Origin of the sequence: Corallococcus aberystwythensis, assembly GCF_003612165.1 — a bacterium.
Lineage (GTDB): Bacteria > Myxococcota > Myxococcia > Myxococcales > Myxococcaceae > Corallococcus > Corallococcus aberystwythensis.
In genome coordinates, this window is sequence record NZ_RAWK01000004.1 from 33,119 (window position 1) to 46,151 (window position 13,033).

Annotated in this window: 1 protein-coding gene (only partly in view); it reads right to left on the minus strand. The window is 72.3% G+C overall.

The genetic code is table 11. The annotated features are described in order from the left end of the window. Positions 1-12,790: the 5' end (the start) of a non-ribosomal peptide synthase/polyketide synthase gene (locus tag D7W81_RS01295; protein WP_120553468.1), read on the minus strand. 21,002 nt of this gene lie to the left of the window's left edge; only the first 12,790 of its 33,792 coding nucleotides appear in the window; it begins with the start codon at positions 12,788-12,790; its stop codon lies beyond the left edge, outside the window. Between the last annotated feature and the right edge of the window lie 243 nt (positions 12,791-13,033).

The window sequence follows — 13,033 nt, forward strand, 5'->3', positions numbered from 1 at the left end:
CGGCGTCGAAGTCGATGGCCGGATTGGGCCGCTCGAAGTGGAGGCTGGGGGGAATCTCTCCGTGATGCAGCGACAGCGCGGCCTTCATCAAGCCCGCGATGCCCGCCACCGTGTCCAGGTGGCCCACGTTCGTCTTCAGCGACGCCAGCGCGATGCGCCCCCGGTGCTCCGCGCCCAGTCCGTACGCTCGCGTGAGCGCCGTCACTTCAATCGGGTCGCCCAGCGGCGTCGCGGTGCCGTGGGCCTCCACGTAGCCGATGGCCTCCGGGGCCACGCCTGAGTTGGCCAGGGCCTGGGAGACGACGGCCGCCTGTCCCTGCACACTGGGCGCGGTGAAGCCGGACTTGTGCCGGCCGTCGTTGTTCAGGGCCGACCCTCGGATGACCGCGTAGATGGCATCGCCATCCCGCACCGCGTCCTCCAGGCGCTTGAGCACCACCGCGCCCACGCCGTTGCCCGCGAGCGTGCCCTGCGCCTTCGCGTCGAACGCGCGGCAGTGCCCGTCCGGCGAGAAGACCATCCCGTCCTGGTACACGTAGCCCGTGCGCTGCGGCACCGACAGGCGCGTGGCGCCCGCGATCGCCACGTCGGAGCGCCCCATCTGGAGGCTCTGGCAGGCCAGGTGCACCGCCACCAGACCCGTGGAGCACGCCGTGTACACGAGCGTGCTCTCACCGGTCAGTCCCAGCTTGAAGGACGTCTTCGTCGGCAGGCTCTCATGCGTGGCGGTGCCGTGCAGTTCCATGAAGGACGCGGCGTCCAGCGGCATCGCCTGCCGCACGGCGTCCATGTAGCCACTCTCGGCGGCTCCCGCGTACAGCGAGATGGCCCCGGGCGCGCGGTCCGGATCCACGCCCGCATCCTCCAGCGCCGCCCACGCTGTCTGGAGGAACAACCGCTGCTGCGGATCCGTGAACTGCGCCTCGCGCAGGGACATGTCGAAGAAGGAGGGGTCGAAGCGGTCCACGCCGTCGAGCACGCCGCCCGCCGGGACGAACGCTGGATGCTGCGACAGCTCCAGTCCCTCGGGCAGGCCGGGCAGCCGCTCCAGCTGCTCCGGCGTGAAGCGGGAGATGGACTCCACGCCTCCACGCAGGTTGTCCCAGAACTCGGCGACCGACATCGCCCCGGGGAAGCGGCCCGCCATGCCGATGATGGCGATGGACTGGGACGCCGCGGCCTCCGGCGCCTCGCGGGGACGCTGCACGGGCGCGGGGGCGCCTTGCGACTCGCGCTCCAGGCGCTGGACGAATTCGTGCACGGTGGGGTGTTCGAACAGCCACACCACGGGCACGTCGCGCTGGAGCTCCTCGCGCAGGCGCGCGGCGATGCGCACGACGGACAGCGACGTACCGCCCAGGTCGTCGAAGAGGTGGTCATGCACGCCCACGCGGCCGGTGCCCAGCTCGCGGGCCCACACGGGCGCGATCCGCTGTTCCAGCGGATGGGTGGGCTCCACGAAGCGGCCCTGGCGGCCGGTCGTCTCCGCGTCCGGCGCGGGCAGGGCCTTGCGGTCCACCTTGCCGCTGGGATTCAGGGGCAGGGCGGGCAGCATCACGAACACCGACGGCACCATGTACTCCGGCAGCCGCTGCCGCAGGCCCGCGCGCAGCGACGCGGTGTCCAGCGGCTGGCCGTCACGAGGCATCGCGTAGGCGACGAGCCGCTTGTCGCCGGGCACGTCCTCGCGCACCACCGCGGCGGCCTCCTGCACGGAGGGCAGGTCGCGCAGGGCGGCCTCCACCTCCGCCAATTCGATGCGGAAGCCCCGCACCTTCACCTGGTGGTCCACGCGGCCCAGGAACTCCAGCACCCCGTCCGGGCGCCACCGGGCCAGGTCTCCCGTGCGGTACAGCCGCGCGCCCGGCACCGTGCCGTGCGCATCCGGGATGAAGCGCTCCGCCGTCAGGTCCGGGCGCGACACGTAGCCTCGCGCCACACCGTCGCCCCCGAGGAACAGCTCGCCCGGGACCCCCACGGGCACCGGCCGCAGGCCCGCGTCCAGCACGTACACCGCCGTGTTCGCCAGCGGCGGACCAATGGGCACCGACGTGCCCACCTGTTCCGGCCGCTCCACCGTGTACGTGGTGGCGACGACGGAGCACTCGGTGGGGCCGTAGGCGTTGGTGAACGCCACGCCCAGCGACTCCACGGCCTTGCGCACGTGGGGCGCGGAGACGATGTCGCCGCCCGCGTGCAGTTCACGCAGCCGTCCGAGGATGTCCGGCCGGTGCTCCATCAGCTGCGCGAAGAGGCCGGCGGGCAGGTGCGCGAAGGTGACGCCGTGCTGCTCCACCACCCGCGCGAGCGCGTCCATGTCGCCCGCGGGAATCCCGGCCGGGAAGATGACGAGCCGGCCGCCGTGCAGCAGTGGAATCCACAGCTCCAGCACGGAGCCGTCGAAGGAGACGGGCGCGAAGAGGAGCGACGTGTCGCGCGCGCCATAGCGCGGATAGGGCTGCGCATGCATGAGCCGCAACAGGCCCCGCTGTTCAATGCCCACGCCCTTCGGACGCCCGCCGCTGCCCGACGTGAAGATGACGTAGGCCAGGTTCCTCGGGCCCACGTCGACTTCAGGCGCGGTGACAGGCTGGGAGGCGACGGACAGCTCCTCCACGAAGAGGCACGGCAGTGACGCGTCCGGCGGGTGCAGCCGTCCGTGCAGCTCGCGCGTGGTGAGCAGCAAGTGGGGCCGCGCGTCCTCCAGCATGAAGGCCAGCCGCTGCGCGGGATAGGACGCATCCAGCGGCACGTACGCGCCGCCCGCCTTGAGGATGCCGAGCACCGTGACCACGAAGCCCACCGAGCGCTCCAGGCACAGCGCCACGGTCACGTCCGGCCCCACACCCCGGGCCCGCAACACGTGGGCGAGCTGGTTGGCCCGCGCATCGAGCTGCGCGTACGTCAGGCGCTCGTCATCGGACTCCACCGCGATGGCGTCCGGGTGCAGCGCCGCCTGCATCGCGAACCGCGCCGCGACGGTGCTGTCGGACGGGTAGGGCCGCGCGGTGTCGTTCCACGCGGTGAGCACCTGCCGCCGCTCGTCCATCGTGAGCCAGGGCAGCGCTGACACGGGAAGGTCGGGACTGGAAGCGGCGGCCTCCAGCAGCACGTGCAGGTGGCCGGCCATCCGGGCCACGGTGTCGCGCTCGAAGAGGTCGGTGCTGTATTCGATGGCGCCCCGCAGGCCGTCGGGCGTCCGCGTGAGCACCAGGCTCAGGTCCATGCGCGCGGTGGCGGTGTCCACGTCCACCATGCGCATCGTCAGGCCCGGCACGTCGAACGTTCCCTCCGGAGCGTTCTGGAGCGCGAAGAGGGCCTGCACCAATGGCGTACGGCCCAGGTCGCGCCGCACCTGGAGTTCCTCCACCAGCTTCTCGAAGGGCAGGTCCTGGTGCTCGTAGGCCGCGAGCGTGGTGTCCCGCGTCCGCGCCAGCAGCTCGCGGAAGCGCTGCCCCGGCTCGATGCGGGCCCGCAGCACCAGCGTGTTGACGAAGAAGCCGACCAGTCCCTCCACGTCGCCCTGATTGCGGCCCGCGATGGGCGACCCCACCAACAGGTCGTCCTGCCGGCTGTAGCGCGACAGCAGCAGCTGCCACACGGACAGCAGCGCCATGAACGGCGTCGCGCCCTCCTGCCGCGCGAACGCCTCCAGGCGCTCACCCAATTCCCGGGGCACATGCACGGGATGGAGCGCACCGCGAGGCGAGCGCACCGCCGGACGGGGACGGTCCGTGGGCAGATCCAGGACGTGTGGTGCCCCCGCGAGCTGCTGCTTCCACCACGCCAGCTCCGTGAAGAGCACGTCCCCCTGGAGCCAGCCGCGCTGCCACGCGGCGAAATCCGCGTACTGGATGGGGAGGGCCGGAAGGGCGGGCGCCGTCCCGGAAGCGAAGGCCGCGTAGGCCGCCGCCACCTCGCGCACCATCACGCCCACGGACCAGCCGTCGGACACGATGTGGTGCATGGCCAGCAGCAACACGTGGTGCGCGGGTTCCAGCCGCAGCAGCCGCGAGCGCAGCAGGGGCCCCGTGCCCAGGTCGAACGGGAGGCCCGCCTCCTCCAAGGCCAGCTGTTGCACGGCCGCCTCGCGGGCGCCGGAGGACAGCGCCTCCAGGTCCGTCACCGGCAGCGTCCACGCAGGGGAGGGGTGGATGAGCTGGACGGGCGCTCCGTCCTTCATCGCGAACGTGGTGCGCAGGGCCTCATGCCGTTCCACCAGCAGCGCCAGCGCGCGGCGCAGGGCGTCCGCGTCCAGCGCGCCCTCCAGCCTCACGGCCCCGAGCAGCACGTACGGCGTGGCACCGGGCTGGAGCTGCTCCATGACCCACAGCCGCTGCTGCGAGAAGGACAACGGCAGCGTCCCTCCACGCGGAACGGGGCGAGGACCGGATGCGCGCGGCGCTCCGATGTTGGACAGGAGCTGTTCCTCCACCAGGTCGGTGACGCGGGCCACGGTGGACGCGGCGAACAGGCCCCGCAGGGGCACCTCCACCTGGAACGTGGCGCGCAGGCGGGAGAGCAGCTGCGTCGCCAGCAGCGAGTGTCCACCCAGGGCGAAGAAGTCATCGTGCAGGCCCACGTGCTCCACGCGCAGCACGTCGCGGAAGAGACCGGCGACCCGCTGCTGGAAGGGCGTCAGGCGCTCGGGGACGGCGGGGAGCGGCGCGGCCTGCTCCGGCGCGGGCAGGGCCTTGCGGTCCAGCTTGCCTCCGGGCGTCAGCGGCAGCGCGGTCAGCGTCACGATGGCGGAGGGCACCAGGTGCGCGGGCAGCCGCTCGGAGAGGAAGGCGCGCAGCACGGCCGGCTCGAGCAGCGGCGAGCCCACGACGTAGGCGACCAGCCTGGGGTCTCCGGGCACGTCCTCGCGCACGACGACCACCGCCTCGCGCACGGACGGATGCGCGTGCAGCGCGGCTTCAATCTCTCCGGGCTCGATGCGGAAGCCGCGCACCTTCACCTGCGCGTCCACGCGGCCCACGAAGTCGAGCGTCCCGTCCGCCCGCCACCGGGCCCGGTCCCCCGTGCGGTACAGCCGCGCGCCCGGCACGCCGCTGAAGGCGTCCGGGATGAAGCGTTCGGCGGTGGCCTCGGGGTGCTGGGGATAGCCGCGCCCCACGCCCTCGCCGCCGATGAAGAGCTCTCCCGGGACGCCCGGCGCCACGGGTTCGCCGTGCGCATCTAGGACGTACAGCCGAGCGCGGGCCACGGGCCGGCCAATGGGGAGCACGGTGGCCTCCGCCGGCAGCGCGTCCACCTCATGGAAGGTCGCGCAGACGGTGGCCTCGGTGGGGCCGTACAGGTTGACGAGCCGCCCCCGCGGGCCCGCCGCGAGCACGTTGCGCACCGCGCGGGGATCCGCCCGGTCGCCGCCGAAGAACACGTTGCGGAGGGCCGCCAGCGCTCCGGGCTCCTCGCGCGCCACTTCGTGGAAGAGGGCGGTGGTGAGCAGCACGGTGGTGGCGCCCACTTCGCGCAGCTTCCGGGCCAGGTGTGGCGGAGACAGCGTGATGTCCCGGGGCACGATGATCAGCCGGGCGCCGTTGAGCAGCGCGCCCCAGATCTCGAACGTGGCCGCGTCGAACGACGGAGTGGACACCTGCGCGACGCGGTCCTCCGGCGTCAGGCGCACGTAGTTCGTGTCGCGCACCAGGTGGATGATGGAGCGGTGCTCCACGCCCGCACCCTTCGGCGTCCCGGTGGAGCCCGACGTGTAGAGCACGTATGCCAGCTGCTCCGGCCACCCAGAGCCGGGCGCGGCCGGGTCCTGGCGCGACAGCGCCTCCGCGTCCGTGTCCAGGCACACGGTGGGCCAGGACGGCTCCGGGAGCACTGACAGCAGCGGCCGTTCCGTCACCATCGCGGACAGGTCCGCGTCCTGGCACATGAACGTCAGGCGCCGCGCCGGATAGGCCGGATCCAACGGCACGTAGCAGCCGCCGGCCTTGAGGATGCCGAGCATGCCCACCACGAGTTCCAGGCCGCGTTCGAGGCACAGGCCCACCCGGCCCTCAGGCCGCAGGCCCAGGGACAGCAGGTGCCGCGCGAGCTGATTCGCGCGCGCCTCCAGCGCTCCGTACGTGAGCGTCCGTCCCTCGTGCTCCACCGCCACGGCCTCCGGCGCGCGCAGGGCCTGGGCCTCGAAGAGCCGGGGGAGGGTGTCCTGCGCGAAGGGGAGGACTCCGGTGCTGTTCCACTCCACCAGCACGCGGGCGCGTTCGGCCGCGTCCATCAGCGGCAGGCGGTGGACGGGCACCGTCGCGTCGAGCGCCACGGCCTCCAGCAACACGCGGAAGTGGTCCGCGAGCCGCGCGGCGGTGGCCGGCGTGAAGAGGTCCCGGCTGTACTCCAACGTCCCGTCCAGCCCGCCGTCCCGCTCCAGCATCGACAGGCTCAGGTCGAAGCGCGACGTGCTGACTTCGGTGGGCAGCAGCTCCCCGTGGACCCCGGGCAGCACGGGCGGCGGCACGGGCGCGTTGTGCAGCGCGAACATCACCTGGAAGAGCGACGCGCGGTCCTGTCCGCGCTCCGGGGCCAGGGACTCCACCAGCCGTTCGAACGGGACGTCCTGCCACGTGTACGCGGACAGGGCGGACTCACGCACGCGATCCAGCAGCTCCGTGAACCGGGAGGCTCCGTCCACGCGGGCCCGCAGCACCAGGGTGTTGAGGAACACGCCGATGAGCGGCTCCAGCTCCGGCCGCGTGCGGTGGGCCACGGGGCTGCCCACGGCGAAGTCGTCCTGCCCGGAGTAGCGCGCGAGCAGCGCCTCGTATCCGGCCAGCAGCACCATGAACAGCGTCGCGTCCCGGCCGCGCCCCACCTGCTCCAGCGCGCGCACCAGCGGGGCCGGCAGCGTGAAGACGTGGCTGCCGCCGCGAGAGGTCCGTGGCGTGGGAAGGCCGTGCTCGGCGGGCAGTGCCAGCGCGGGCAGGTCCTTCAGCGACGCCCGCAGCGCGTCCAGGTGGGCCCGCGCCTCCTCCGACTCGCCCTGCTGGTGCTGCCACACGGCGAAGTCGGCGGCCTGCACCTCCAGCGACGGAAGCGGCGACGGACGGTCCTCGCTGAATGCCGTGTAGAGGGTGCCCACCTCGTGGAGGAGCACGCCCATGGACCAACCGTCGGACACGATGTGGTGCATGCACAGGAGCAGCACGTGCTCCTGTTCGGACAACTGGAGCAGCCGCGTACGCAGCAGCGGGCCGGTGCCCAGGTCGAACGGACGTGCCACCTCCTCCCGCATGCGCTGGCGCAGGGTGGCCTCTTCCGGAACGGACTCCACGGGCAGGGGCCAGTCCGTGGGCGGAGCGTGGATGCGCTGGAGCGGCTGACCGTCTCGCTCCTCGAACGTGGTGCGCAGCGGTTCGTGCCGGCGGACGACCTCCGCGAAAGCGCGGCGCAGCACCTCCACGTCCAGGGCCCCGGCGAGCCGCAGGGCCAGCGGGATGGAGTAGAGGGCCTGACCGGGCTCCAGCCGGTCGAGGAACCACATGCGCTGCTGCGCGAACGACAGCGGCAGCGCTCCGCCCCGGGACACGGTGGGGATGGGGGCGGCGGAATGCCGGGAGGGGAGCGCTTCGATTCGCTCCGCGAGCCGGGCCACGGTGGGCGCGTCGAACAGCGCTCGCACGGGCAGGTCCACGCCGAAGCGGGCACCCACGCGGGTGATGAGCTGGGTGGCCCGCAGCGAATGCCCACCGAGCGCGAAGAAGTCATCGTGCGCGCCCACGTGCTCCACGTGCAGCACGTCCTGGAACAGCGCGGCCAGCTGCTCCTGGAGTGGCGTCAGGGGGCCCGCGTCCACGGGGGTGGCCGGAGTGATGACCGGGTCGGGCAGGGCGCGGCGATCCACCTTGCCGTTGGGGGTGAGCGGCAGGGTGTCCAGGCCGACGAAGGCCGAGGGCACCATGTACTCGGGGAGGCGGGAGCGCAGGTGTTCGCGCAGGGCGCCGGCATCCGTGGAGGCCGGGACGACGTAGGCCACGAGGCGCTCGTCGCGCAGGGCGACCACGGCCTCACGGACTTCGGGGTGCGTGCGGAGCGCGGCTTCAAGCTCGCCCGGTTCGATGCGAAAACCGCGCAGCTTCACCTGCTGGTCCATGCGGCCCAGGAACTCCAGCGTCCCGTCCGCGAGCCAGCGCGCCCGGTCTCCCGTGCGGTACATCCGCGCGCCTGGAGCCTCGCGGAAGGCGTCCGGAATGAAGCGCTCCGCCGTCAGGTCCGGCCGGCCCGCATAGCCGCGCACCACGCCTTCGCCCCCGATGAACAACTCACCCGGGACACCGACGGGCACTGGCCGCAGTCGCGAGTCCAGGACGTACAGCCCGGTGTTCGCCAGCGGCCGGCCCAGCGGCACGGTTCCCGGGGTGTCCGTCTCCACGCGATGCATGGACGACCACACCGTCGTTTCGGTGGGGCCGTACATGTTGAGCAGGACAGGGACGTGGGCCCGCAGCGTCGAGGCAAGGCCGCCCGGAAGCGCCTCTCCGCCCACGAGCAGCTGGCGCAGCCCTCCCAGCGCGCGCAGGACGCGAGGCTCCTCCACGAGTGCTCGTGCGTAGGACGGCGTGCATTGGAAGTGGGTGACGGCGTGGTGCTCCAGCACCTCCGCGAGCGCGGCGGGCTCCAGGCCCGTGGGCGCGAGCACCACCTGGAAGCCGCGTGTCCAGGACCAGAGCAGCTCCAGCACGGAGATGTCGAAGGAGATGCTCGTCATCGCCAGCCACGTGCCCGGGCACGGCGAGACGTGCGCATCCATCGCGCGGAAGAAGTTCATCACCGTCCGGTGCGGCACGCCCACGCCCTTGGGCCGCCCCGTCGAACCCGACGTGTAGAGCACGTACGCGAGCGTCCGCGCGTCACTCGCGGACCGCACGAAGTCCCCGCCCACGGAAGGGTCCACGTCGTCGAGGAAGAGCCGCCGCTCCGAAGGCACGGAGAGCACGTCCTCCAGGTGACGAGGAGTCACGAGGACCTTCGCTCCCGAGTCCTCCCACATCGCGGCGAGCCGCCGCGCCGGGTACGCAGGATCCAACGGCAGGTAGGCCGCCCCTGCCTCCAGGATGCCGAGCATCCCCACGGCCAGCTCCACCGACCGGTCCACGCACAGCCCCACCACGGACTCCGGCCCCACGCCGCGGTGCCGCAGCGTGTGCGCCAGGGCCCGGACCCGCGCGCGCAGCTCGCGGTACGTCAGCCGGTGCTCCCCGGCGACGAGCGCCACGGCATCGGGCGTGCGGGCCACCTGCGCCGCGAAGCGTGAGGAGACGGTCGCGTCCGACGGGAACTCGATGCCGGGTCCTCGCGACAGCGTGAGCCACTGCTCCGACTCCACGGCCTCCAGCCACGGCAGATCATCCACGCGGCGCGAAGGGTCCGCGACGGCGGCCTCCAGCAGCACGCGCAGGTGGCCGGCGAGTCGCGCCACGGTGTCCGCGTCGAAGAGCCCGGTGGCGTACTCCAGCCAGCCCTCGAAGCCCTGGGAGGATTCGGAGAGCGAGAGCGTCAGGTCGAACATCGCCGTGCCGGGGTGCACGTCCACGAGACGCGACTGGAGGCCCGGCAACACCGGGGCACCCACCTGCGCGCCCTGGAGGATGAACATCACCTGGAAGAGGGGCGTGTGCCCGCGCTCGCGAGTGGGGCGCAGCGCTTCCACCAGCTTCTCGAAGGGCACGTCCTGGTGCGCGTACGCGCCCATCGCGGTGGCGCGCACGCGGCCCAGCAGCTCGCGGAACGTGGGTGCGCCGGACAGCCGCGTGCGCATCACCAGCGTGTTGACGAAGAGGCCGACGAGCCCCTGGAGCTCCGCGCGGCCCCGGCCCGCGATGGCCGTGCCCACGCTGATGTCGTCCTGACCTGACCGGCGCGCGAGCACTGCCTGGAAGCCCGCCAGCAGCACCATGAAGGGGGTGACACCCTCGCGCACCGCCAGCGTCCGTACCGCTTCGGCCAGCCGCGAATCGAGCACCACCGGCACGCGGGCGCCCTGCGTCCCACGCTCGGCGGGACGCGGGCGGTCCGTCACCAGGTCCAGCAGCTGGGGCGCGTCCGCGAGCTGCTGGCGCCAGTAGTCCCGTTGCGACGCCAGCACGGCTCCGTCCAGCCACTCCCGCTGCCACTCCGCATGGTCGGCGTACGTCAACGGCAGCGCGGGCAGCGGCGACGGCCGGCCTTCGCGCAGCGCCGCGTAGAGGGCGGACACCTCACGCACCAGCACGGCCATGGACGTGCCGTCCGACACGGCGTGGTGCATGACGAGCACCAGCACGTGCGTGTGCGCGTCCAGCGTCAGCAATGTGGCGCGCACCAGTGGCCCTCGGGCCAGATCGACCGGGCGGCGGGCCTCTTCATGGGCCAGCCGGGACGCCTCGGCCTCGCGGGCCTCCAGCGGGAGGGACTCCAGCGATACGCGCGCCAGCGGCAGCACCGCGTCCTTCGCGATGACCTGGAGCGGCTGTCCGTCCGCTTCCCGGAACGAAGTCCTCAGCGCGTCATGGCGCGCCACGAGCGCCTGGAGGCTGCCCTCCAGCGCGGGAACATCCAGCTCACCTTCCAGGCGCACCGCCGCGGGCAGGTTGTACGCCACGTCACCCGGCGCGTACCGGTCCAGGAACCACAACCGCGCCTGCGCGAAGGACACCTGTCGATCGCCGGCCACGTCCCGGCGACGGAGCGTGTTCGACGCGGGCTTCGCGGCATCCCGAAGCGAGAGCAGCTGTTGCGCCAGGGACGTGATGCTGGGGCCCTGGAGCAGCCATTCCATGGGCACTGTCAGCCCGGTGCCCGCGCCCACTTCGTGCGCCAGTTCCACCGCGCCCAGTGAGTCCAGGCCGTAGCGTGTCACCGGGGCATCGACGTCGATGTCCTCGCGGCGCATGCGCATGTGCCGGGCCACGAGGTCGCGCAGCCACGCCACCAGCGCGTCCGCGCCCGGCTTCGCGACCAGGGCCACTGGCTCGCTGCTCGCGGATTCATCCAAGGCAGCGCCAGGTGCGGAGGGAAGGGGAGCATCGGACGAAGCACCTCGCGGCTCCGCCCGCCACGCCATCACCTCCTGCAACGTCCCGCCGAGGAAGGCCGCGCGGCACGCATGCCGCTGCACCTTGCCGCTGGACGTCTTGGGCAGGCTGCCCGGCTCAATCAGCACCACCGCGTGCGCCTGCACCTCGTGCGACTCCGCCAACTTCTGACGGATGGCCCCCACCGCCGCGTCCGCCACCTCGAACTTCTGGCGCAGGTCCCCCAGCCGCCGCACGTCAATCTCCTGCACCACCACCGCGCGCTCCTCGCCCTCCACCTCCACCGAAACCACCGCGCCGCCACCCGGCCGCAGCGCCGCGTGCGCCCCCTCCACCGTCGCCTCCAGGTCCTGCGGGTAGTGGTTCCTTCCCCGCAGGATGATGAGGTCCTTGCGCCGCCCGGTGACGTAGAGCTCTCCCTCCGGCCGCAGGAAGCCCAAGTCACCCGTGCGCAGATACGGCCCGCCGTCCTCACCCGCGATGCGCGCATGGAACGTCTCGCGCGTCGCGTCCTCCCGGCCCCAGTACCCCTGGGCCACGCTCGGCCCGGACACCCAGACTTCGCCCACCTCACCGGGCGCACGCCGCTCCAGCGTCTCCGGGTCCACGATGGCGATTCGCTGCTCCGCCAGCGTCCGCCCGCAGCCCACCAACGTCCGCGCTCCAGCCTCCGCCGCGCCCACTTCCTGCGCGCGGTGCCGCTCCAGCGCCTCTCCCGACAGCGTCACCGACACCGGCGGCGCTGCCTTCTCGCCTCCGGAGACGATGAGCGTCCCTTCCGCCAGCCCGTAGCAGGGGTAGAAGGCCTCGCGCCGGAAGCCGCTCGGGCCGAAGGCCTCCACGAAGCGCTCCAGCGTCTCCGGACGAATCGGCTCCGCGCCGCAGAAGGCCACTTCCCACCGGCTCAAGTCCAACGCCCGCCGCTGCTCCGGCGTGCTCTTCTTCACGCACAAGTCGAACGCGAAGTTCGGCCCTCCGCTGATGGTGCCCCCGAAGCGCGACACCGCCTCCAGCCACGCCATGGGCCGCTTGAGGAAGGCCATCGGTGACATGAGCGCCACCGGGAACCCGCCGTACAGCGGCTCCAGGATGCCGCCGATGAGTCCCATGTCGTGGTACGGCGGCAGCCAGATGACGCCCACGCTGTCCCTACGTGCCCCGAAGGCACCGTGGATGAGCGACAGGTTGTGCAGCAGGTTGCCGTGCGTGAGCATCACGCCCTTGGGCGTGCCCGTGCTCCCGGACGTGTACTGAAGGAACGCCAGCGACTCCGCGCCCATGCCCTCTGGCGCCACCCAGTCGCGCTCGCCGCCCTCCGGCAGCGTGTCCGTCGCCATCCAGTGCAGCGCGCGGAAGTCCGGCGCCTGCTCGAAGACGAAGTCCGACAGCCCCAGGATGCCCGACGTGGTGAGCACCACGGTCGCCCTGGCGTCCTGGATGATGGCGCGCAGCCGGGGCAGGGTGCGCTCCAGCCGCATCGGGTCCGGCGGATACGCGGGCACCGCCACCGCTCCCGCGTACAGACAGCCGAAGAAGCCCGCGATGTAGTCCAGCCCCGGCGGATACAGCAGCAGCACGCGTTCGCCCACCGCGCCCTGCTCACGCAGCGCCGAAGCAATCCGCCGCGCGCGCACGTCCAGGTCCGACGCGCTCCAGACGGTCTGCTCTCCGTCGTCCTCGCCCAGGAAAGTGTAGAGCGGCGCGAGGGCGGAAGGCCCTTGGACAAGCTTCAGCAGGACGCCGGGAAGGGTTCTCGAGAAGTCGTGCACGGGGGCCGTCCATGTGTCGAAAAATCGCCGACACTTAATAGCAGCCCCGTGCTCATCAATCCCGCCGGTCCTCCCAGTGAGAAACCCGGGAGGAACTCGACGCCAGCCCACTCAGGGAGCGGGGGTTCGCCGCGTCATCCAGCGCGGCGAACAACCCCTTCAACCACCCCATGAAACCTTTCTGCTTTGACGACACTGATACATCCAGTGCCACCCCTCGCGAGCCCTGAGGGGTGGGTTGCG